At 39.2% G+C, this 23,765-nt stretch carries 18 protein-coding genes, 7 tRNA genes and 1 pseudogene; 19 read left to right on the top strand and 7 right to left on the bottom strand.

Annotated elements, in window-relative coordinates; genetic code table 11:
• Positions 1-85: 85 nt before the first annotated feature.
• The 16 genes from pgsA (at position 86) to ESZ26_RS12635 (ending at position 11,733) form a co-directional block, all read left to right on the top strand.
• Positions 86-673 (top strand): CDP-diacylglycerol--glycerol-3-phosphate 3-phosphatidyltransferase, encoded by a 588-nt coding sequence (gene pgsA / locus ESZ26_RS12705; protein ID WP_146799860.1) that lies wholly within the window; start codon positions 86-88, stop codon positions 671-673.
• A gap of 137 nt (positions 674-810) precedes the next feature.
• Positions 811-886, top strand: a tRNA-Gly gene (locus ESZ26_RS12700).
• Between the two features lie 48 nt (positions 887-934).
• Positions 935-1,008: transfer RNA gene (locus tag ESZ26_RS12695), tRNA-Cys, on the top strand.
• A 93-nt stretch (positions 1,009-1,101) separates the two neighbouring features.
• A tRNA-Leu gene (locus ESZ26_RS12690) sits at positions 1,102-1,187 on the top strand.
• Positions 1,188-1,280: 93 nt separating this feature from the next.
• Positions 1,281-1,356, top strand: a tRNA-Gly gene (locus tag ESZ26_RS12685).
• A gap of 58 nt (positions 1,357-1,414) precedes the next feature.
• A tRNA-Gly gene (locus tag ESZ26_RS12680) sits at positions 1,415-1,490 on the top strand.
• Positions 1,491-1,795: 305 nt separating this feature from the next.
• Positions 1,796-1,881, top strand: a tRNA-Leu gene (locus ESZ26_RS12675).
• 247 nt (positions 1,882-2,128) lie between these two features.
• Positions 2,129-2,214: transfer RNA gene (locus ESZ26_RS12670), tRNA-Leu, on the top strand.
• A 684-nt stretch (positions 2,215-2,898) separates the two neighbouring features.
• Positions 2,899-4,230 (top strand): MFS transporter, encoded by a 1,332-nt coding sequence (locus ESZ26_RS12665; RefSeq protein ID WP_146799859.1) that lies wholly within the window; start codon positions 2,899-2,901, stop codon positions 4,228-4,230.
• A gap of 381 nt (positions 4,231-4,611) precedes the next feature.
• On the top strand, positions 4,612-7,011 hold the full coding sequence (locus tag ESZ26_RS12660; protein WP_146799858.1) for a TonB-dependent receptor: 2,400 nt from the start codon (positions 4,612-4,614) through the stop codon (positions 7,009-7,011).
• Between the two features lie 182 nt (positions 7,012-7,193).
• Positions 7,194-9,119: a tetratricopeptide repeat-containing sulfotransferase family protein gene (locus tag ESZ26_RS12655; RefSeq protein ID WP_223271625.1), complete on the top strand. Its 1,926-nt coding sequence runs from the start codon at positions 7,194-7,196 to the stop codon at positions 9,117-9,119.
• A 106-nt stretch (positions 9,120-9,225) separates the two neighbouring features.
• Positions 9,226-9,915 (top strand): glycerophosphodiester phosphodiesterase, encoded by a 690-nt coding sequence (locus ESZ26_RS12650; protein ID WP_211361228.1) that lies wholly within the window; start codon positions 9,226-9,228, stop codon positions 9,913-9,915.
• A 269-nt stretch (positions 9,916-10,184) separates the two neighbouring features.
• Positions 10,185-10,331, top strand: a complete 147-nt coding sequence (locus ESZ26_RS19250) for a hypothetical protein (RefSeq protein ID WP_170246374.1) — start codon at positions 10,185-10,187, stop codon at positions 10,329-10,331.
• Between the two features lie 99 nt (positions 10,332-10,430).
• A complete protein-coding gene (locus ESZ26_RS12645; protein ID WP_146799856.1) occupies positions 10,431-10,628 on the top strand; it encodes a hypothetical protein in 198 nt (65 codons plus the stop codon).
• Positions 10,629-10,650: 22 nt separating this feature from the next.
• Positions 10,651-11,022: a hypothetical protein gene (locus ESZ26_RS12640; RefSeq protein WP_146799855.1), complete on the top strand. Its 372-nt coding sequence runs from the start codon at positions 10,651-10,653 to the stop codon at positions 11,020-11,022.
• Between the two features lie 48 nt (positions 11,023-11,070).
• On the top strand, positions 11,071-11,733 hold the full coding sequence (locus tag ESZ26_RS12635) for a YoaK family protein (RefSeq protein ID WP_146799854.1): 663 nt from the start codon (positions 11,071-11,073) through the stop codon (positions 11,731-11,733).
• A 122-nt stretch (positions 11,734-11,855) separates the two neighbouring features.
• Here ESZ26_RS12635 and bamJ read toward each other — a convergent pair whose 3' ends face one another.
• Positions 11,856-12,326: a BamJ family beta-barrel-assembly machinery protein gene (gene bamJ / locus ESZ26_RS12630; protein WP_146799853.1), complete on the bottom strand. Its 471-nt coding sequence runs from the start codon at positions 12,324-12,326 to the stop codon at positions 11,856-11,858.
• A gap of 479 nt (positions 12,327-12,805) precedes the next feature.
• Here bamJ and ESZ26_RS12625 point away from each other — a divergent pair, with 479 nt between their 5' ends.
• Positions 12,806-13,477 (top strand): lysophospholipid acyltransferase family protein, encoded by a 672-nt coding sequence (locus tag ESZ26_RS12625; protein WP_223271624.1) that lies wholly within the window; start codon positions 12,806-12,808, stop codon positions 13,475-13,477.
• Between the two features lie 241 nt (positions 13,478-13,718).
• Here ESZ26_RS12625 and ESZ26_RS12620 read toward each other — a convergent pair.
• The 4 genes and pseudogenes from ESZ26_RS12620 to ESZ26_RS12605 all read right to left on the bottom strand — a co-directional run bounded on the left by ESZ26_RS12620 (position 13,719) and on the right by ESZ26_RS12605 (position 16,283).
• Positions 13,719-14,188: pseudogene (locus ESZ26_RS12620) on the bottom strand (FKBP-type peptidyl-prolyl cis-trans isomerase).
• Positions 14,189-14,514: 326 nt separating this feature from the next.
• On the bottom strand, positions 14,515-15,033 hold the full coding sequence (locus tag ESZ26_RS12615) for a CC0125/CC1285 family lipoprotein (RefSeq protein WP_146799851.1): 519 nt from the start codon (positions 15,031-15,033) through the stop codon (positions 14,515-14,517).
• Between the two features lie 12 nt (positions 15,034-15,045).
• On the bottom strand, positions 15,046-15,795 hold the full coding sequence (locus ESZ26_RS12610) for an anti-sigma factor (RefSeq protein WP_146799850.1): 750 nt from the start codon (positions 15,793-15,795) through the stop codon (positions 15,046-15,048).
• Entirely contained in the window at positions 15,792-16,283 is a 492-nt protein-coding gene (locus ESZ26_RS12605) for an RNA polymerase sigma factor (protein ID WP_146799849.1), read from the bottom strand. Before ESZ26_RS12605 ends, ESZ26_RS12610 begins: the two co-directional genes overlap by 4 nt.
• Before the next feature lie 120 nt (positions 16,284-16,403).
• Between ESZ26_RS12605 and ESZ26_RS12600 the strand changes: the two genes are divergently transcribed.
• Complete coding sequence (locus tag ESZ26_RS12600; RefSeq protein ID WP_146799848.1) at positions 16,404-17,747, top strand: S8 family serine peptidase; 1,344 nt, start codon at positions 16,404-16,406, stop codon at positions 17,745-17,747.
• On the opposite strand, the gene ESZ26_RS12595 is transcribed toward ESZ26_RS12600, so the two are convergent.
• Entirely contained in the window at positions 17,744-18,661 is a 918-nt protein-coding gene (locus ESZ26_RS12595) for a hypothetical protein (RefSeq protein ID WP_146799847.1), read from the bottom strand. The genes ESZ26_RS12600 and ESZ26_RS12595 overlap by 4 nt on opposite strands.
• Before the next feature lie 63 nt (positions 18,662-18,724).
• Positions 18,725-19,720, bottom strand: coding sequence for a hypothetical protein (locus ESZ26_RS12590; RefSeq protein WP_146799846.1), 996 nt, complete (start codon positions 19,718-19,720; stop codon positions 18,725-18,727).
• Positions 19,721-20,027: 307 nt separating this feature from the next.
• Here ESZ26_RS12590 and ESZ26_RS12585 point away from each other — a divergent pair, with 307 nt between their 5' ends.
• Positions 20,028-23,552, top strand: coding sequence for a M36 family metallopeptidase (locus ESZ26_RS12585; RefSeq protein ID WP_146799845.1), 3,525 nt, complete (start codon positions 20,028-20,030; stop codon positions 23,550-23,552).
• Positions 23,553-23,765: the final 213 nt, after the last annotated feature.

The raw sequence follows: 23,765 nt of genomic DNA, 5'->3' as shown, positions 1-23,765 counted from the left end.
TGCTATTTTTTGATAAAAATTTACGTCTCTGCTTGTAATGTGTAGAATGCGTCAACGCTTGTTGCTTTAGTAGAAAAATAAATTTATGTGGACCATTCCAAATCAAATCACCATGTTCCGGATACTATTAATACCTGTTTTTTTAGTGGTATTTTATTTACCTGTCTCGTGGAATCACTTCGGCGCATTTGCCGTATTCTGGCTTGCTGCTATTAGTGATGCCCTAGATGGTTACCTAGCACGTAAATTAAACCAATCTTCAGCATTTGGCGCCTTTATCGATCCAGTCGCTGATAAATTGATGGTTGTTGCTGCTTTAGTGCTCCTTATTCAAGATTATCAATTATGGTGGATCTCCATTTCAGCGATATTAATGATTGCTCGTGAAATTTTTATCAGTGCCTTGCGTGAATTTATGTCTTCACGAGGTAAGCGTGATGAAATTGCCGTTTCTCAAATGGGAAAATATAAAACTGCCGCGCAAATGTTAGGCATTATGGGATTAATTTGGCAACCAGATTATGATATCCCATTAATTCTGTTTCATTTTCCACATGAAATTTTAATGTTTATCGCTTATAGCTTTTATGCGATAGCTACTGTGCTTACTTTTTGGTCAATGCTGGCCTATTTTAAAGTAGCTTGGCCAGAGTTAGCCAAACAAAATAGCTAGAAAATGATATATTTAGTTAAAAAAACGTCAAATTAGCCGCTTTTTGAGCAGTCAAAACAAAATTGAAATTAAACTGTTGACTCCAAATAATTTCAATGTAGAATGCGTCCCAAGTTGACAGGGAGTCAGCAGATGAAGCGGCTGTAGCTCAGCTGGTAGAGCATCACGTTGCCAACGTGAATGTCACGAGTTCGAGTCTCGTTAGCCGCTCCAAGTTTGATTTGTAATGATTTTTTAAATTATTATTAGTTCAAAGGATTCGGCGGGTTGGCAGAATGGCTATGCAGCGGATTGCAAATCCGTGGACCTCGGTTCGACTCCGGGACCCGCCTCCATTACTTATTTATAAGTGTTGGAAGTAAGAAGGACTTAGTTTGAATACTAAGAAGTAGGGAACCAATCACTACTATAAAAAATAATTATCCGATGCCCGGGTGGTGGAATTGGTAGACACAAGGGATTTAAAATCCCTCGCTCATAGAGTGTGACGGTTCAAGTCCGTCTCCGGGTACCACTTTTCTTTTAGTAAGGTAAAGCGGTTAGTTAGATGGTGTATGTTGGCGCATGCAGATAAAATTAAACCTTGCTTATAATAGCAAGTAATGAAGCGGCTGTAGCTCAGCTGGTAGAGCATCACGTTGCCAACGTGAATGTCACGAGTTCGAGTCTCGTTAGCCGCTCCAAATTTTATTAAAGAAAAGAAAACCTTAAGTAATGTTATTATATTACTTAATCTACGAAGCGGCTGTAGCTCAGCTGGTAGAGCATCACGTTGCCAACGTGAATGTCACGAGTTCGAGTCTCGTTAGCCGCTCCAAATTTAGCGTTTAGACAAGCTAAATATAGTATGATGAGTAAAACATTTACGAAAATGTGAATGTCAGCTGTTAACAAAAGATGTCGAGTCTCGTTAGCCGCTCCAAATTTAGCGTTTAGACAAGCTAAATATAGTATGGTGAGTAAAACATTTACGAAAATGTGAATTTCAGCTGTTAACAAAAGATGTCGAGTCTCGTTAGCCGCTCCAAAATTAGCCTTTAGACAAGCTAAATAGTAAGAAATCTCTTAATAATTTAGGAGTTAGTAGGGAGCCAATCTCTACTTTAAAAATAATTATCCGATGCCCGGGTGGTGGAATTGGTAGACACAAGGGATTTAAAATCCCTCGCTCATAGAGTGTGACGGTTCAAGTCCGTCTCCGGGTACCACCTTTATACTGTTCTTTCTGTTCAGTAATTTAAAATAAATAATTCACATTTATATGAATAAGTGACTGTAGCTCAGCTCTTAATGCATTAGCTTAGCTAACGTGTATGTCAGCTGTTAACAAAAGATATCAAGTCTCGTTAGCCGCTCCAATGTTTAGTGTTTAGATAAACTAAATAGTAAAAACATCTCTTAGTAAATTAAGAGTTAGTAGGGAGCCAATCTCTACTTTAAAAAGAATTATCCGATGCCCGGGTGGTGGAATTGGTAGACACAAGGGATTTAAAATCCCTCGCTCATAGAGTGTGACGGTTCAAGTCCGTCTCCGGGTACCACCTTTTTACTGGCTTTCTGCTCAGTTAATTATAATATTCACTATAACCCCAAGTGTTTATTTCTATGAAATACATAGATTCGTATTTGAGCTAAACCCTTGTAATAACTTCTGAATAAACGTTCTATGATTTATAGTTAAATTCAATTCTGTTTTCTGCTTAACGAGAGAATATCGATTATGGCTAATAACTATGCTGTTATCAGAGACTGTAACTATTATCTTTTTAATCTAAACTCAAAATCTTTTTGAATAAAAATCTCGTCATTTCACTTGAACATAGAGTGTGACAGTTCAAGTCCGTCTCCGGGTACCACCTTTTTACTGGCTTTCTGCTCAGTTAATTATAATCTTCACTAACACTACAAGTCTATATTTCTATGATCTACATAGATTCCTATTTGAACTAAACCCCTGCAATAACTATGCTGTTATCAAAGATAGAGACTGTAACTATTATCTTTTTAATCTAAACTCAAAATCTTTTGAATAAAAATCTCGTCATTTTACTTGAGACTAGTACGCCTGTAATTATTGCCAGTTTGATCTAAGGCTAATTTTTTTGGCGTATTTGACGTAAACTACTGAATAACATAGTATCATCGAATCCATAATCATTAACCCAACAGAGCCAGTGTTTTATAGGAGTTCCGTTAACTATATTACAACTGTTCACAGAGAAATTATGTCTAACCGACCCCCACAGCAATTAAATATTATTATCGCCATGTATCTTGGTTATGCCGCCATGATGATTTGTCGTCAAATGGTCACTATCCTGAGTCCTGCCTTGCTTGCCGATGAAACCTTAGCCTTAACAAAAACTAATCTAGGTGATTTTGCTGCTTATGGTACTTTAGGTGCACTGGTCGGTAAACTTATTTGGGGGCCCCTTGCTGATATTATAGGTGGGCGTTTTACTTTTTTGATTGGCATTTTTCTAACGGCGCTTTTTGTTATCGCTTTTGGACTCTCTCCTAATGTAATGGCTTTTACTGTTTTTTCATTCCTGTTGTACTGTACAAAATCTTCAGGCTGGCCAGCTATGACCAAACTGGTTGGAGAATGGTATCACCCTCATCATTATGGACGAGTTTGGAGTATTATCTCTACCAGCTCTAGATTCAGTGTTGTGTTAGCAACTTTGTTCTTTGGTTGGTTGTTAAGCTTTATGGATTGGCGCTCAGTAGCCTTCATCGCTGCGGCTTTTGCATTGGTTGTTTTTATTGGCTGTTATTTTTTTCTACAAGAGAAACCAGAAAACCCCAACTTTTTTAGAGAAAATCAAAGTGATCATACCGATACCAGTGATGAAGGTATAGCGCTAGCCAAAGCAGCAAAGCAGGCAGTTGATAACAAATATAACCACCCACTTCAAGATACTAGCATGGGTGCCGGTATGTTAGCATTTGTTAAAAGCCCAAGAGTTTGGTTAGTGGTGCTGATGTTAATGATGCTTACTTGTATGATGGCCTTTTTAGATTTTGTTGCTGTTTACCTTATGGAAACCTATCAATTATCTCCCTCACAGGCAGCAATGGCTTCTACTATCTTCCCTATAGGTTCTTTGGCTGGATTGTTAGCTTCAATAGCATTTTATGACCGTTTTTCAAAAAAGGGCATTCGCACCGTATTAACGATAGCGATGACACTAAGTTTATTGAGTATTCTGACCTTGAAGTATTTATCTTGGTTTAATTTGAGTGTTGAAGTGAATTACATTGTGGCTTTGAGCGCAATTTTCTTATTCGCTTTTTCAATTTCTCCTGCTTATTACTTACCTATGTCAATATTTTCTATCGAATATGGTGGACCACACAGTGCAAAACTGGTGAGCTTTATTGATGCTTTTGGTTTTGCGGCCAGCGCAACATTTGCCTTTATTGGCGGAAGGTTGGCAGATAGTGCGGGCGGTTGGTCTAGTTTTATGAATATGCTTATATTGATTTCAGCGGTGGGCATTGTATCTGTTTGGGCATTTATGCATGCAGAATATAAAGCGGCAAAGTCAGAATAAAGTGTCATCAAGCACTGGCGTTTAATGCATAAACTCTTTAACCCTTTAAAGAGTTTATCGCCATAGCTTAAATAATCCTCGAAAGTAGTGCTAATCGTTACTTCTTCTAAATACCGTTTTTTCACCGAAGTTTGCTGTTTATTTTAGCTATATTCAGTAATCTTTCCGATATTGTAGTATGCTACAACTCAAAAATTTCTGTGCTATTAACCATTAAGTTATATTGCAGATGATTTTTAGGACATAGCTGTTTACGAAAACTTTTGACGGTTTGTCACCAAGAAGCAAAAGGTTGTCGCAGATAAGCGTTTTGCTTCGATATTGATCTATTAATTTACTTAGTATTAGCTAAGTCACAGAAAATAATCAACGAGGGTACCTATGTATCATAAAAACCGACCAGTTAAAACCGTATTGACCATGGCAATAGCTCTTGCATTAAGCAATAGTGCCGTTCAAGCTCAGGAAAAGAGTAAAGTAGATGACAAAAAAGTTGAGACTGAGCGTCAGATCGAAACTATAGTTGTTACTTCAACTCGCCGTTCAGAAAACCAACAAGCAGTGCCACTTGCCGTTCAAGCCATTAGTGGCGCACAACTCCAGCAACTCGGCATTGACAGCTTTGAAGATTATATTGCATTACTACCGGGCGTTAGCTCTGAAGGTCAAGGACCAGGTAAGCAAGAAACCTATATCCGTGGTGTATCTGCCGGTCGTGCCGATGTAAGACTTGCAGGCATAGGGGGCGAGCCAAGTGTTGCTTTTTACCTTGATGAAACCCCAATCACTACCCCTGGTCGTAATATCGATTTATATGCAGTCGATCTGCAACGTATCGAAGTGTTAAAAGGTCCTCAAGGCACATTGTTTGGCGCTAGTTCACAGGCAGGTACCGTTCGTCTTATTACCAATAAACCAGTGTTGGACGAATTCAGCGCAGGTGGCGAGGTAGGTATGTCGTCGACTAAGAGCGGTGGCATCAGTAATAAAACTGAAGGTTATGTCAATCTTCCTATTATAGAAGATGAGTTTGCCATAAGAATTGCTGCTTATAATTCTACTGACGGTGGATTTATTGATAATGCGCTTTCTACAACGCAATTACCATTAACTAATCCAGGATTGGGTGGCAGCGTTCCTTCATCTCGACAGGTAGTAAGTAACGCTACACTTGCAAAAGATGATTACAATGAAGCGACACATCGTGGCGTCAGAATTAGTGGCTTATGGCAAATCAACGACGAATGGGATTTGTTAGTACAGCACACAAATCAACAGTTAGATACTGAAGGTTCTTTTGAATATGATCCGTCTATTAGTACTGAAGACGACTTAAACACAGCAACTTTTTCTCCTACGGCTGGTGATGATAAAGTTGACCTTACACAGTGGACGTTGAATGGTATGCTTGGCGGCCTTGAAGTCATTTATAATGGCTCGTTCACCAACCGTACGTTCCAAGGTAATACTGACTATACCGCTTATATTGAAATAGGCCCCTACGTTCCTTACTACACTTGTAGTTACCCTGGCTATGATGAATGCTTTAGCCCAGTGATGACCACTTCTGAGCAATTTGAAACAGAACGTGTTGTGCATGAAATTCGTGTTGCAACCAATGCGGAAGACCGTTTTAGAGCGATTGGTGGTGTCTTTTATGATGATCAGCAACTTAATACTTTAACTGACTTTAATTATGCCGGGTCTATTGCCGCTGGATTTTCACCAAACTTTCCGATACCGGGTGCTTTCACTAATACCGATGGTAGTGCTCGACCGCCAGGCGTAACTTATTTCAATGATTATCAATCAGACCGTGAAGAAATGTCGGTATTTGGTGAACTTGCTTACGACGTTACTGAAGAGGTAACCGTAACCGTTGGTGCACGTCACTATAATATTGAAATGGGCTTGATGGGACAATCACCTTTTGGCCAAAGAGCATCTGGACCAGAGGCTGATGCTGGAACAAATGTCGATTCAAGACTTGCTGGTCTGACTCCTGCAACGATATCAGGAACCATTTATAAAGCTAATATACGCTGGAAAATGAATGCTGACGCGATGTTTTATGCTACGTATTCTGAAGGCTTTAGAGGCGGTGGGTTCAATCGTGCAGTTGGCACGGGTGGCATTCCCGCTACCTTTGATACCGATGATGTCGTCAGTCTCGAATTAGGTTGGAAAACAACTTGGCTTAATAATACTTTGCGTTTTAATGGCGCGATATACAATGTAGATTTCAGTGACATGCAGCAAGGTGTTCTTGATCTTAGTATCGCTAATAGCTCATTCTTTGATAATGTTGGCTCTGCTGATATCAACGGTGTTGAATTTGAACTTAACTGGGCTGCGACCGATAATATCGATCTTTTTGGCTCATTTAGCTACATCGACTCAGAATTGACTGATATTCCAAATACCTTAGTTAATATCACACCTGTAGGGTCGAATCTCCCTTACGCACCAGAAAATGAAGGTGTGGTTGGCGCGCGTTACTATCAAAATATCGGCGATTTCGCTGCTGTTTTTCAAGGCGTATTCAAATGGACAGACTCACGTTTTAATAGCCTAGTTGCTGCTGATCGAGTCGAGTTACCGTCTTACAATCAGGTTAACCTATCAGCGTCTATTGGGAAAGATGATTGGAAAGCAACACTCTTTATTGACAATGCTACCGACTCTCTTGGACAAGTTGCTGCGGGTTCAGCTGATAATGTCTTTAGGGTTTCGCCAACGAGACCTCGCACCGTTGGCTTTAGAATAAGCTATGATTATTAGCATTTTAGATTATTTTAAAGTGTTTTAAGATAAGATAGGGTCGGCGTTTAATAACGTCGACCCATTTTTTTCTGGATATTTATAGACAATATCAACTGTATTTTGATATTTACCGAGACATTATTTTGCCAAATCAATTGAAAAACCTCCAACCAGACCAAGTTATTAAACAGTGTCAACTTTTGATTCAAAAAGGCCACTTAAGCCAAGCCGCCAAGAACCTAGAAGATATGCTTGCGGAAAAGCCAGGACATATTGAAGGTGCTTATTGTCTTGCAGTCTGTCAGCGTAAACAACAAAAATATAATCAGGCTATGGCAAGTCTGGATCAAATTCTTGTTAAACAACCGGATCATGGCAGGGCGCATCAAGAGCAAGGTTATATTCATAAAGCAATGGCGAACACCAGCCAAGCGATAGCGTCATTTGAAAAAGCGGTTGCCTTAAATCCAGCTTTGTTTGGGAGTTGGCGCGCACTAGCTGATCAACCTGACTATCCAATGCGTCAGGAAGCTAAAAAACGTGTTGATTGGCTCTCTAGCTTGCCACCAGCATTAGTTTCAGTTTCTAGCTTAATATACCAAAAGCAATTACATCGCGCAGAATGGCTCTGTCGTCATTTTCTCAAAGAAAACCCTCATCAACCCGAAGCTATGCGCTTACTTGCTGAGTTAGGCACAAAGTTTCAAATTCTTGACGACGCGGAATTCTTATTAGCCAGTTGCCTTGAATTTGAACCAAATTACAAAAGAGCCCGCCTTGATTATGTTCATGTTCTGCATAAACGACAAAAATTTAATAAGGCACTTGAGCAAGCAAAAATTCTATTAGATTCAGACCCGCAAAATTCAACTTTTAAAATTGGCCTCGGCAATGCACAACAAGCCACTGGTGATTTTGAAGCAGCTATAAACACCTTTGAAAGTGTATTGAATAGCAGCGCAGCTAATTATGCTATCTACTTAACTCTTGGTCATGCATTAAAAACGATGGGGCGTGTTGAAGACGCGATTCAAGCTTACCGTAAAAGCTATGATCTCAAACCTGATTTTGGTGATGCGTTCTGGAGTTTGGCCAATTTAAAAACTTACCGGTTTACCTCTGATGAACGTCTGCAAATGCGGGATAAAGAAGCAAGCCCGACAACATCGATAAATGATAAAATTCATTTTTGCTTTGCTCTTGGCAAAGATTTAGAAGACAGCGAACTCTTTGACGAAGCCTTCTCTTTTTACCATCGCGGTAACAAGCTCAAGAGCGACCAAGACCGATTTGACAGCAAATCCCTCGAGTTATCGTTCGAATTTCAGAAAAATAATTTTGACGCGGCGTTTTTCAATAGCCATAAACAAACTGGTTGCTCTGCTCCTGATCCTATATTTATTGTTGGACTACCTCGAGCGGGGTCGACACTTTTAGAACAAATCCTCTCTTCACACTCACAGGTTGATGGGACGATGGAATTGGCTAACATTATCGGTCTAGCGCATCGCTTAAATGGTCGACAAGCCACCCAAGATAATCCCAAGTATCCTGGTATTCTAAACAATATTTCCGCTGATGACCTTACTAAAATGGGTGAGCGGTATATTGAAGAAACTCGGCATCACCGCCAAGGAGCGATGTTTTTTATCGACAAAATGCCGAACAACTTCCGACATATTGCGCTTATCAAGCTGATCTTACCTAACGCCAAAATTATCGATGCGAGACGCGATGCTTTGTCCTGTTGTTTTAGCGGCTTCAAACAATTGTTTGGTGAGGGACAGCAGTTTTCCTATGATCTCGAAGACATTGGGCATTATTATCGCAGTTATGTTGAGCTAATGGACCATTGGGACAAAGCATTACCCGGTAAGATTTTACGGGTGCAGTATGAAGATGTGGTTGCCGATTTGGAAAGCCAAGTTAGGCGAATATTAGACTATTGTGGACTTCCTTTTGAGCAGGCTTGTATTGATTTTCACACAAATAAACGCGCTGTTCGCACACCTAGCTCTGAGCAGGTTCGACAACCTATTTATCAAAGTGGTCTTGAACAATGGCGCAATTATGAGTCTCACTTAGCGCCATTAAAAAAAGCATTAAAAAGCTACCCCAGTACTTAGATATTGCGTTCGTGATGCTTAACGATTAGCGCTTGTTAATGAGCGCTATGGGTATTGATACCGCTGTGTTAATTATTTTATTATAGAAAATAAAGAGAAATGAATTTTGGATAAAAAGATACTAAAAATAGGACATCGTGGCGCAATGGGTCATGAACCTGAAAACACGATAAGATCTTTTAAAAAAGCATTAGCGTTGCATGTTGATGCGATAGAATTAGATGTATATGTATGTAAAACAGGTGAACTTGTTGTAATACATGACGATAAAGTAGACAGAACAACCAATGGTGTCGGCTATACTGAAGATAAAACCTTTACTGAGTTAAGACAACTAGATGCGGGAAAAGGTGAACTTATACCAACACTTGAAGAAGTGTTGGATGTTGTTGATAAAAGCGTGATAGTAAATATTGAATTAAAAGGAAGAAGTACCGCATTTGCAACGTATCAGGTAATCGATAAATATATAAATGAAAAGGGCTGGTCTGAGCTTGATTTTATGGTTTCTTCATTTGATCATCATGAATTAAATAAATTTAAACATTTGTATCCTCAAATACCCATTGGTGTTTTGCTTGAAGGCGTTCCTCTCTCTTATGCTGATTGTGCCGTTCAACTTAATGCTCAATCCATCAACTTAAGCCTAGACTTTATCAATCAGGACTTTGTTAATGATGCACATCAAAAAGGTTTACAAGTTTATGTTTATACGGTTAATGACTATGATGACATTGCCAAAGTAAAAAAATTAAACATTGATGGCATTTTTTGTAACTTTCCAGAAAGATTATAATTGAGACACTATTACCTATGATACTAAACGATAAATAGTGTTGGATTTTGTACTGGCTGTTTTGACTTGAAAATAGCTGTTATTTATCATTAAAGCTGTTTAACGATAAATAACACAAGATATATAAAATCGCTTGCTGACAGAGTATGTCGCTTAAGCCTGGCGAATAAGTTGTTATATCTTTATAGTGGCCGTGGGCAAATTTTTTATGCTCGATTTTAGAATCACAAAATAAAATCCTTAAAAATAGCTATATAGATGGGCATTATATGTCTGAAGCATGGACATGTGTTTTTGGGGTTGGAGATGTTTTTAATGGACCAGAATTTTCAAAACTTAATACTATTGATAGTCATAGGGTTTATGTTTATCGTCCATGGGCAATGTTAGACGGTGCAGCTTCTCGAACGATTTAACTTAACGGTAAAAATCAATTTTATTTAAGTAATGGTGGTTTTAAAATACTGAATTTATTATCAGGTAACAATAAATTCACCGTTAAAAAAGGCGCTTTCATGTCTAATTGGAGGGCTGGTGAGATGAGTTTTAAATACCTATTTGAAGCGGATAAGAGGTATTTTATTCGCCTTACTGCTGAACTAGGCAACATCGGTGCATATGTAAGTACTCTTTCAATTTCTGGAGCATATAGTTTCGCTATGTTTACTGAAGAAGTAGCTTTAAATGAGCTTAAAGGCGTTAAGAAAAATTAACCTTTTATCAAGGAGGTAATGTATGCGTTGTGGGAAAAACCCGTCAGAAAATAAAGACAACTATGTTGCAAATGATATTCCTTGGCGAAAGCGGTTAGCTAAAAAAACACTTATTATTTTTTTACTTTGTTATGGGGTTTATGGCGTCTACAGCGGCACTCTTTATCTCCCCCTAGGAAGAGGTGAATTTACCTTTCAAGGTAATGCCGTATATTTTGCTTTTGCTGCTCTTTTGTTAGGTGCTTTATATCTGTTGATTGAAATTATCGATCATTACGATAAAAGGAATAATGAATTCTCATATAAACGTATAAAAGGTGTAATTAAAGGACTTGCGGCTTTAATATTGTTATTTACAATTGCTATAAGTGCCGCACTTACTCAAGCACTATAAGTCACTAAAATCGGCGATTAACGTGGCATGAGAGACTAAAGGATTATCGTGATATCAAAATTACCTCGATGGGTAGAGTATGGTTCGTTTGTTTTAGCCTTGGTTGCGGGCTTTATAAACTCAGTGGGACTCTTAGGCTTTAATCACCAATCTATTTCACACTTATCTGGAACAGCAACACTGCTTGGCGTAGGTGTTTTAGACTCAAGTTTTTCAGATACGCTTCACTTGGTGTTAATTCTGCTTAGTTTCTTAGTAGGCTCTGCCATGTCAGGTTATTTTCTAAATAGTGGTTCGTTAAAGTTGGGCCGTAATTACAGTCGCCTGCTTATCTTGGAGGCAATCATTATTTTTGCATCCATGTATTTTTTATCCAAGGGCTCACTCTTTGGCCATTATTTAGCTTCGGCTGCATGTGGGCTTCAAAATGCACTAGTAACAACCTATAGCGGCGCTGTTGTTCGAACAACACATGTAACGGGGATATTTACCGATCTTGGTCTTATGTTAGGTTCAAGACTTCGAGGTGAACTCTTTGATAAAAGAAAGGCGATATTGTTTTTACTAATAATAACGGGATTTATTGTTGGTGGAGTATTTGGCGCTTATTTTTTCAGTATTTTTAAGTTTAATGCTTTATTAATTCCTGCAGTTATTTGCTTGCTATTAGCATTGTTCTATTCAGTTTACAGTACAAAGGTGAACCGTTAATAGCCGTATACCCGCTGTTATCAATAGCCAATATAGTGAATATTATATGTTGGCAAGACCTAATTCTTTGACTATATAAAAAAGCAATGATATTTCTATTATTGCTTTTTTAGGTATTATATTTACTGAATGTCGAGCAGTGTCACTTCAAAAACAAGTAACGAACCAGGTGTTATTTTTCCTGCAGCTTTATTGCCATAGCCTAAGCTCGCTGGAATAAAAAACTTAAATTTATCACCCACCACCATTAATTGAAGGCCTTCAGTCCAGCCAGATATCACTTGGTTTAAGCCAAAACTAATCGGTTCACCGCGATCAACTGAGCTGTCAAAGACACTGCCATCGAGTAAAGAGCCATGATAATGCACTTTCACTTTTGAACGGGCGCTTGGGTGCTTTAATCCATCACCTTTTTCTAATACTTGATATTGCAAACCAGAAGCTGTTTCAACAATATCTTCAAGGGTTTTATTTGTAGCTAAGAACTGGTTACCTATCGCTATATTTTCAACCGCGGCTTTTTTATCATTTGAACTTTTTGAAATAAAGAAAATTATCAAGGCAATAATTATAACCAATACAACATATTTCATAACTGATCCGATTAATTTAAAGTATTGTACATTCTAGCATTTGATTCTTTTTGAGGTCACATTAAATTGAGTTTACTGCGATAAAATAACTTATTAGGCCCCCCATAATAACTTGGGCATATTTCAATCACTAAACTACACTTAATTTACCTTTGTTAAGTTTGGTGATTGTTATGGCTAAGCCGCACTAAAAACTTATTAGGCCACCTATAATAACTTGCTTGGCAGGTACATTATCAAATACTAGATTGCGACAAGTATGCATTCAGGGATAAATTACTGTTCACCAATAGAATATGAAGCTCTGGCAGGGTGAAAAAAATGTGACTGTTTTATCGGTGAAAGATAACAAATAACAGTTGGCTATTTGCTCCTTCGTCATCTGTTTTAGCCAACCATTATTTGCCTCTTAATGGGGCATTAGGTAAATTATGGATATTATTAATCAACTCATTCGCTATGTATTATCGATTAGTCTGATGGCCCCTATGCTAGGAGCCGCGATAATTGTTGCTCCCATTTCCTTAGACAGTAGTTGGCGAATTATTCGTAGCTGGGGCCACACAACGATGAAGATATTTGGGGTCGTAGTCGAAGTTAAATTTGAGAATGGCCAGTCTCAGCTAGCACAAGGTGGTGTTATAGTTGTCCTCAATCAACAGAGCCTAATTGTCCCAACGGCTATATCCTCAAGGAGTGATAAGCGACTAATGGGGATTTGGAATATCGAGTACGCGCTTATTCCATTCTTAGGTTGGGCTACAAGCCTAATGGGCTGGATCATTGTTCGGCAATGGCCGAGACAATCTAAGAGGCAACTACACAAGGCTGCACTTTACGCAAAAAATGGGGGGTTAATTGTGATATCGGCAGAGGGAAAGCGGAGTCTTGATGGAGAACTGATGCCTTATAAAAAAGGTGCTGTGGTTCTGCCCATTGAATCGCAGGCTGTTATTCATCCTCTGTACATTACTGGTGCTATGCATTGCCTTCCGGTAGGTGAATGGAGAATTCGACCTGGAACAGTTGTACTTCATTACTTAGAGCCAATCCCAACAAAAGGCCTCACCTATGACGATCGAAATTCTTTGTTAGAGAAACTTCGAGCGGTAGCAGAGGTTGAACATGCCCAATATAAACAAGCCAATTGACCGTCATCATACAAAGCCAGTCACATACTTAAATGGGGGCAGATACACTTTAGATTTATTTGTCTCCAATGTTAAGCCGAGAAAGCTGACTTAGTTATAGTAATAAGTATGATTGACTGACTTCAGGTAAATGCCAGTTATAAGAAATAGTTGTTTGTTGTTAAATTTTATATGTATTGACGAATCGACTCGTGATTAGATTATCAAACCCACATTGGCAATATGGGTTTGATTTAATGATTTATTGAACTTCGAGTAGGATAACGTCAAAAACAACTAACGAACCGGGTGTTATTTTTCCTGCAGCTTTATTGCCATAGCCTAAGCTGGTTGGAATAAAAAACTTAAATTTATCACCCACCACCATTAATTGAAGGCCTTCAGTTCAGCCAGATATCACTTGGTTTAAGCCAAAACTATCGGTTCACCGCGATCAACTGAGCTGTCAAAGACACTGCCATCGAGTAAAGAGCCATGATAATGCACTTTCACTTTTGAACGGGCGCTTGGGTGCTTTAATCCATCACCTTTTTCTAATACTTGATATTGCAAACCAGAAGCTGTTTCAACAATATCTTCAAGGGTTTTATTTGTAGCTAAGAACTGGTTACCTATCGCTATATTTTCAACCGTGGCTTTTTTATCATTTGAATTTTTTGAAATAAAGAAAATTATCAAGACAATAATTATATCCAATACAACATATTTTATAACTGATCCGATTAATTTAAAGTGTTGCATATTCTAACATTCGATTTTTTTGCAGATCACATTAAATTTAATATTAGCACTGCGTTTATCGTTGCAACTCCAGCTGCTATTACCCGAGGGTGAGTAGCTCAGCAAAAAAATTATTACTTATGGGATTTACTGTGACAAGTAGTGGAATATTTACCCCTTAGTTGTAGAAAAACCCGGAAAAATGAATTTACCGGGTTTAATTGATTTAAAATAAGTTGGGGTATGGCAGGTTAAAACCATCTCAAGTGATGTTATTACCCTTAGTGTTTAAAATTACTGCCATCAGGGATTTTTTTCTAGTTGTTGTTTAGTTTTTGTGACAAGTTTTCAATCACATCGACGGCACTATAACTTGATTCATTAGGCATAATACCCTTGCCCATACGAACCTCTAAAATACTATGCACTTCTTTACGGTTATTACCGCTATTAAAAGCAATGCCTAGTTCATTCTTCGGCCGTTGGTAAGTTTCACAGTTAAATAGGCCACAACGACGTTCAATGCGCTGTTGATGCGATAACCCTATCGAAGAGGCTACTTCTACTTTTTGAGACTCGACAAAAGTTTCTTTACTGGTCACTACAAACCAATCAAAACCTTGCTTTTGAGTAAGCTCTGCTGATCTTAATAGCGCATAATCAGCTGCATCAGCGACACTATTAGAGATGATTTTAAATTGTACACGATACCTATCACTGGTAATTTTTTGCTCACTATAGCCCGTTGACCCTTTAGTTGCAGGGCGGTAGTCAGGTTGAGAAGTACAAGCTGATATTAATAAAGTTACTAATAAAAAGGGAATAAATGTTTTCATAATGTACCTCGGTTATTTTTTATTTGTTTGCCAGTTATTGATTATTGCTCGTTGTTCTTGAGCACTATCCATTGCTTGTCCTTTGATCATCTCATCTATAGCGCTATCTAGTTGTGCCTTGTTACTGGCAACACGGTAACTCTCCATATTTTCAGAAAACGCTATATTTTTAGTGATTTTAAGCTGCCACTGATGGTTTTCTTTACAGGCAATGTTGATACTGGCCGCTTGTGTATTTATATGCTGAAACTGTCGACAATAATTACCCGCATGATTAGTAAAACTTAAATTAGCCGTTACCTTGTCACCTTGGTCTGTTGTAGATATTTCGCCACTTTTTGCCTGATTTAACACTTGTGATATCCCTGCTGTTATCGCCGTTGATTGCGCTGACTGCATTAGGGTTATCGTTCCTACGCCAAATATCATCGAAATGCCTGCTGCTAAGGCGTAATGTTTTTTAATGCTTTGATTAACATTTTTCCACCGTGACAAACTAACAACCTTTTCTGGCGCCTGGTTTTCTTTATTTTCTGCTATGTGTTTATCTAGGCTTTGTGCTAAAAGCAATAAACCATCTGGTATTGCTGTTCTATCGATAATTGCAGCATTTTCTCCTACCCAGTGATCAACTTGTGATAAATCAGCTAAACGCATCACTAAATCGTCATCAGTCTCTAGTGCACAACGCACCTCTTCCATTGCTTGTTCGCTAAGTTCTGCGTCTAAAAATGCACTCAATATTTCATTGTCTATTTTCATAAGCCTGCTCCTATTTGATAGGGTTTCATCATATCCAGTAGTGCAACACGTGCACGAGATAACCGACTCATCACCGTACCAACAGGGATCTCCATAGCAGATGCCACTTCTTTATATGACATGCCTTGAACGGCCACTAAAGATAAAATTGCCCGTTGTTCGTCAGGCAAGGTATTCATGGCTTTATTAACGTGTGCCAGCGTTTCTTTGTGATCAAACTGTTGATGTTCACTAGCTGTTTGTGGTTCTTGAAGTTCTGGTTTGAGTACTGCGTTCTGTCTGACTTTACGTGAACGATATTCGTCAATCCAAACATTACGGCAAACCTTAAATGCCCACCTAGTTTCGTCTACTCCACTAGGCACACCTTTATTGAGTATCTTCTCTAGCGTGGTTTGTACTAAATCATCTGCATCAGCAGGATTACCCGTTAAAGAGTAGGCAAAGCGTCTTAGCATTGGTAGTATATTTTCTATAGGTTTATTCATTTTTTACTCCTCTCTACTAAGTAGACGTGTCTAAAAAATATTTATTCCATAAAAGGAAATTTATTTTTAGTTGAAACGTTTTATTAACTACACACTTATTTTTTGAGGCTGAAGACTAACATGAAAACCTTGCCAATTACCGCCATATTTATTTCAATTCTTAGTACATCGCTACCGGCACAACAACTCACTAGCGGTAATGTTTTAGGAAATATAAGCATAATAGACCGCAATTTAGGCGATATTAGCCAGCAAATAAAAATACCGCGTAGACTAGCCCCATTTGCGTTAAGTAGCTTACCCAACGTTGATAAATTGACGACTAAGCCACTAACGGCTTTACCTGATTCATTATCAATAGAAACGGTTACAGGAAAAAAACTTTGGCTTGATGTTGAGGTAGAGCAGGGGTGGAGAGCCGTGCAGGGACAATGGTTACTTCTAGCCGACGACCTTAGTAAGGCACACTTAATTGAGCAGGGCGCGGTGATAATTAACGAGTCTCGTTATTCTGGTTTGGGCATGGCATTGTTACGTTTTAATGTGCCACAAGCTATCGACTCAAAGAAAGCGTTAATAAAGATACTTTCTGCAAAAGCGTCAATGAGTTTAGCGAGAAATCATATTTATCAATCACAAAGTCAAACCAGTCAGCTTGTTGATGAAAAACTAGTCGATAAAAAGCTAAAAACTGAAAAGCAGTCTAATGCGGCTTGCCAGTTAAAGGTAAAAGTTGGCATAGTTGATAGCGCAATTGATACCAATCATTATGCTTTTAAGCAGGCAAACATTACCGCAAAATCATTTTTACCAGCTGAATTAGCCGTTTCAGTAAAACACGGTACAGTGATCGCAAGTTTATTGGTTGGCAAGACCGAGCAGTTGGTACCGCTTTTACCACAGGGTAAAATTTACTCGGCAGAAGTATTTTACCAGCAGTCAGATTATGTTCAGGGCGCTACTTTGTCAGCGATGATAGCGGGAATAAATTGGCTAATAGAACAAGACGTAAAAGTGATCAATATGAGTTTAGCGGGCCCAGATAATAAAATATTGCAGACTGTGCTAACTCTTGCGATGGCAAAGGGGGCTTTAATTATTGCAGCAGCAGGTAATGAAGGCCCAGCGGCTCCTCCTATGTTTCCAGCGGCTTATAAAGATGTTATTGCGGTCAGTGCTATTGACCAACTTCAGCAACCTTATCGTTGGTCAAATCGCGGTGATTATGTCGATTACTCTGCATTAGGGGTTAATGTCTTAACGGCACAAAGTGGTCAACGGGTCGGGCGAGAGTCAGGTACATCGATTGCCGCACCTCATGTAACGGCGGCTTTAGCGTGTTTAATAGCAAAATTTAGTGTCGATAAAAATCAATTATTAGAAAAACTCAATGAATCAACAATAGATTTAGGTCCTCGCGGTAAGGACCCTATTTATGGTGTTGGCGCGATAGTAAGCCGTTAAAATTGCGCTTTAATAGCCAATGTCGAAAGGGTTTGAGTGTATGTTTGGCTATCGAGTTGCGAACGATAGTCGCCATATTCAACGTTGCCAATAACTGCTAAATGATCGTTAACGTTTAACTGCCACTGTCCGTGAAATATATTCCGATGTTCATCTGCTTTTGATTCACGCTGACTAGGGATATCATTATTGCTATATGCTTGAAAGTCTTTCGATTGAAAACGCCAACCGATAGTTGCTTTGTGAGCTAAGCCAAATAGTTCAAATTTTTGAGATAACTTAGTGTTAACCCCATAGCCACTATAATTAAACTGTGACTGTGTTGCCGTTTCTTTATCTGCGCTAAGCCCTAGCATCAGCATAGTGCTACCGTCGTTAATAAAATGAAACAGTTCTGTACTTACACCAAAAGCGTTGGCATTTCGGCTAGTTATTACCGCAAAGTCTTTACGCTTTATTTTAAGGCTAGTGCGTAAAAATGTTTGGGGTTGAAGAAAAGTTCCCAAGTAAATACTGGCTTGTTGAAAGGTTAAATATGTCTCGCCCGCTAATTTAGCTTTAGCACCATCATAACGTAGCCCTAAATCTTTTTCCTGCCATTTGTAGGTCCCATCAATACTGACTTGATGTAAGGCAAGATCAAAAGAATCTAACTGATGATAATCTTGATCATTATATCGATATGATGAGGTTAACTTTGCTTTATTATTAAACTTCCACAAACCAGTGACCGCAGCCGTTTTTTGAATGCCACTGTCACCCTGTGAGGAAACTTCATCAAGCTCATCGACGCTAAGCGCTGAGTTGTTTATTAAAGCCAAGGAAGCTTCACCACTAAAAGTAAAGATCTCTGGCCCTGCGGCCAGCACTTGCATACTAAGGATGCACCCTAAACTGCTTAACATATATTTCATCTTAATTTCCTCAAATAGGGTGCGCCAGGGGAACTGGCGCATTTAACAAGTTAGTAATTAAAATTACAAGCCAATATCTAAGTCGCTTGCCAAAGTGCTTACGACTTCAGCGGCGGTTGCTGCAGCAATCTCAGCGTTAACCTGCTCAGTAATTACGCTACTAATTTGGCTATTAACGTCTTGAGTGATAACACTTTGCGTATCGCTGGTCATTGAATTAACAATATTGGCATTAATACTTTGCTCTAAGACTTGTGTGGTTTGTGCTGCAGCATCTGCAGCGGCAATGTTTTGCAAATTTCCTGACAGCTGCTGAGATAAGCTCTGCGACAGTTGCGAGGTGTTAGTTAAAGAAGCGGCGGTATCTAACGCACTGGCATCTTGTAAACCTCCTGACATATTTTCAGATAAGCCTTGCGATAAACTCTGCGACAGTTGCGCCGTATTAGCAAAAGACGTTGTGCTATCAAGATTGGGCGCCCTAGCAACATCTTCAGATCCAGCTAAATCTTCATCAGGTGTCGCTTCACTTTCCTGGGGAATATCATCCTCTGGAAGCTCTGTGGTGGTTACTTGGGTCAGTGATTGGCTCAACGTGGCGGCAACACCTGAAGTTATATTGACAGTTTTTCCCGTATTACTGGTTAGGGTCGCAACCATCTGATTATTGCTATCAAAAGCTTGAGAGCTTGTTGCATTAACACCATTACTTACTTGCTGCTCTTTTGGTTCGCTTTGCGCTGGTTCACTTGGAGCTGATTCTTGTGGATTGTTGTCTGCGTTATTCGCTGTTACTTGCGTATTATTCGACGCTGAACTGTCTGACTGTGCCGCCATTTGTACAGAATTATCCGTGCTATTACTTTCCTGAGATACTTGAGTATTTTGATTTACTTGGTTGTCTTGGCTAATTTGAATATCGTTTGCTTGCGCAACACTTACCCAACAACTTAATCCACTTACTACCAATACTTTTGCAATTTTATTTAATGGTGTCATGTTTGCTTCCTCTAAGGTCTGTTTATGTTGATGACACTTAGATAACGCTTGATGCGACATATTTATTCCAAGATTATTTAAATAAAAATATAAAGTTAAGGTTTTTGTTTTTTTTTAACTTATATTTCAATGTTTTAGGTTGGCTTTTTATTTTGTTTCTTTCCTCTATATAGATAAGCAGTAATCACGCTGGGGGTTAATACCTAGGGTAAACGAGGGGAATACCTGATTATTTTTTGCTTGGGAATTGGGCAACCTAGTTAAGTAAATAATTTTCTTACCCATAAAGTGTCCATGAAAGCGAATGATGTTGACTTGTATGTTGGATTATCATGCTCATGGTCACAAAAAATAAAAGGTGATTACAATGAAGAATACATTAATATCAAGTGCCATTGCTTTTGCACTCACTGTTCCTCTAAGCGTTATATCTAGTCAAGTTCATGCGTCAACAAGCGATATCGTTACCGGTAGTAATGCCGCCAATAAAATCTTAAACTTTGACGTTGCTGGCGTACCAAACGTCAATCAAATTCAAGATACTGGCCTAAATACCTTGATAAGTTTGAGTGCTGAGCAAGCCCAAGCCATTAGTCATTTTCAAGCAGCTAACCCAAACGCACAGGTAAACATTAATCAGGCGACAGGGACTGTTGATGCTATTACCGGCATGACTGTTAAAACAGCGGGTAACTCTGTTGAAAATATGGCGCGTAATTTTATTACCGACAATCAGCAAATTTTTGAAGGCTTAAGTAATGAGCAACTGAAATATAATCCTAATCGCTCTAAAGCGGCATTAGGTGGACAAGTTGTTCGTTTCGATCAAGTTGTCGATGGTATTCTTGTCGATGGCAATGGTTTAGGTGTCGTTATTGATGGTAACAACAACGTTCGCGCTATTATGGGGCCTTATCAAAAAGCCCTTACAGTAGCGGGTCAACCGGGATTATCTGCTGATGATGCGGTGTTAATGGCAACGCGTAATCTTGTACAATTCCAAAAAAATATCCCCGCAGAGGCTATGTCAGTACTAACGCCAGCCTATGAATTAATAGCAGCAGAGCTGGGTGTGTTTAAAACCCCGATACCAGAGCTACGTATAGTGCAAACGGCTGATAGCCATAGTTTAGTTTGGCAGTTTTATTACTACTCAACGAACCCTTTTGGCGTATTTAAATACATGATTGATGCACAAACGGGTGAGATAGTTTACCGTGAAGATCAAGTGCGTACGGCCGAAGAGCCACAACCAACCGATCAATTTGCTGATTATTTTCCAACCTTTCCACCGATCACCAAAGAATTACAAGACAATTGTGAAATTGTTGATGCAGATGGCGGTTTAACCGGCACACCTGAAGGGTTATTGCGCATTAAATTAAGAAAGTTTGATGAAACTAACCGAGTAACTGGTGTTGGCAGTGTATTAACCGGTACCAATGCACTTATTCTTAATGCTTTACCGACCAAATTGCCATTCGCACAAGCGGCTTTAGGCACTTATTATTTTGACCAAGACGCGGCTCCTCTTTATGGGCGCGTTAATGAAAAAGATCATACTGCTGAGCCTGCCGAGCAATTCGACGGTATTAGTCAATTTATATATATCACTAACTTATTGGAATATTTAGATTATTTACACAAAGAAGGTGACGATGTTCATGCTAGAGGGTTTGGTAGTGGTAGTTTTCCTGATCAATACCCTAATGAATCAACGCCTTTAGTCGGTGTCGTTCATATACCTAACGTGTTTATGGCACTAGAAGCGCAAGATATAGACCCGAGTGATCCTGAGTTCTTAAATAAATTAGTAAACTTAGATAATGCTTTTGCTATACCACTTTCACAAGAAGTTGCTGGTCAAGAAGTGGTTGTTAACCCAACATTTTATGGTCATGGTTATTACTTTAATAACTTAGCAATAGATTTTAGTGTACCAATGCACGAAGGTACGCATGCAACTATCACACCGATTGCTGGCTTTGAAGGTAGCCCAGAAGGTGGCGCTTTGAACGAAGGGCAAGCTGATTTATGGGCTTATACCATAGGTGAAACACCTGATTTAGGTAGTTATCCGGTTGCAGGTTGTGGTTTAAGAGACTTATTACGCGATAATGGTACAGATCCCGATTCGTTTGAATATATTCGTAGTGGCCAAAGCCAATTACGTTATTCACAATTAGGCACACGCGGTAACGACTTTGAAGTACACAGAGATGGTGAAATATATGCCGGCGCGATGTGGGACTTGCGAGAAATAATGTTAGAGATGTATCCAGCTAACGATTTTGCTCGACCAGATCCAACAACAGGTGAAGCGACACAGTTAACCAGTTTAGGTAAAGAAACATGGGAACGTATTTTCCTTGGCTCTATGTATGTTTTAGGTGTCAGTGCGCCAGATACCTTTGTTAAAGCGCGAGATGCAGCCCTTACTGCTGATGCGATGTTATACCCAGCAAACTCGGTAGAGGCTAAGTCTTTAGGTAGACATCACGCACTTATCGAACGTGTTTTTGCTGCTCGTGAATTAGGCCTAAACGCTTCAGCTCCATTAGGTGGCGTACAAATGATTTCAACAGCAGTGAGTGACTTTACTGCGGGTCAAGAAGCGCCAGCAACGCCACAAAATATTGTCGCGAGTATTACCAACGCAGACACCATTGATGTGACTTGGAATAACGTTGATAATGCGATTGGTTATCAAGTTTTAAAGCGTAAAGGTGGTAGTCCAGCGCGGTTATTTGCTGGTGTAGAAGGTCGTGAATATGTTGACGGCGATATAGAAAATAATAGCTATACCCATGTTGAATTTGTAACGAATACGAGTTATAGCGATAAAGGACAAGGTTTTGGTCGCGGCGCAGGTCAAGGTATTGATGCTTATGATTATCAATATGTTGTTCGTGCGATAGAAGTTAACGCTTCGGGGCAAGTTGGTTTTTCTGATTTGTCGGGTACGGCGAAAACTAACTTGAAACAAAAGAATGTCACTAAGAAAGTTACCGCCCGCATCAGTAATGTTTCTTCAATGGCTAATCAATTTTCTTTTAATAACATCTTAACAAATAATGCTTCGCATGATTTGTTTGGGCCGATAAACTTTAATATTGTCTCGATTAGTAGCCCTTATGTAACTGTAGCTAACGCTAACAGTGGTACAGGTCAAAATGGTGACACAGCTAAGTTTACTTATAATGAGTTATTAGCACCAGGAATGGACTCTTCAGTAATTAATTTTGTCTTTAACAACCCTATGGCTGAGATGTTTACCTTTAAAGCTAAAGTATTTGCCCAGATAGAAAAACCTTCAGTGGCGGCTAATGGTAGCCAAGCACCGATCGATTCATCTGCGGGTGCCGATCGTGTCGTGGTTTATCATAATATTTCTGAGCATAAAGGCTTAGTGGCTATTGGAACTACAGACGTAGAAGTTGCTGACGGTGTTGATTATGTTGATGTGGTCTTTGAGGCTGAAACCAGTGCGCAAAGTATTGTCGCAACATTAACAGCAGACACTGAAGTGGGAGGAGCCATTCCAGATTTGGATTTCTCAATGCTCAACAGTGACGGCGAGGTCATGGTTACATCTGGTAACTTAGGCCCGTCAGAGCAAGTAGGAAGTACGGTTGTTGGCGGTGAAAGCTATACTTTACGTGTTAAAGGTTATGCTAATGGTCCAACTCAATTTACTATTGTGCTAGACCAGATGGTGCTAGATGGATCAGATGCTAATACTGAAGCAAGTCCAGCCGAGTCTGCTATTGGTTCGGTGGAATTAGTTGAATTTGTAGTAAACCCAGCTAATGGCACGATTATGGTTGTCGAACCTGATGATGCAAAGTCAGTAACTGCTGCCCCAATGATGGGCACAACAACGACACTTTAATCATTTACTAAAAAAGTTATCGCCCTCTTAGTGATATAAGTGGGCTTTTTTTTGTCTTTTTTTTGATAAAAGATGTTGCTTTACTAACTCACTCAAGAAGTTGAATGTAAGGCAGCTAAGCAGCTATTATCCTCAATTGTTGGTTACGATATCAACAGCCAGCACACGGTTGTTGGTTCAAATGGTTGGTACGTAAAAAACCCAAAAGCGTTT

Origin of the sequence: Colwellia hornerae, assembly GCF_007954355.1 — a bacterium.
Lineage (GTDB): Bacteria > Pseudomonadota > Gammaproteobacteria > Enterobacterales > Alteromonadaceae > Colwellia_A > Colwellia_A hornerae.
The sequence above is the reverse complement of the archived record's forward strand: the minus strand, read 5'-3'. Positions and strand labels throughout refer to the sequence as shown.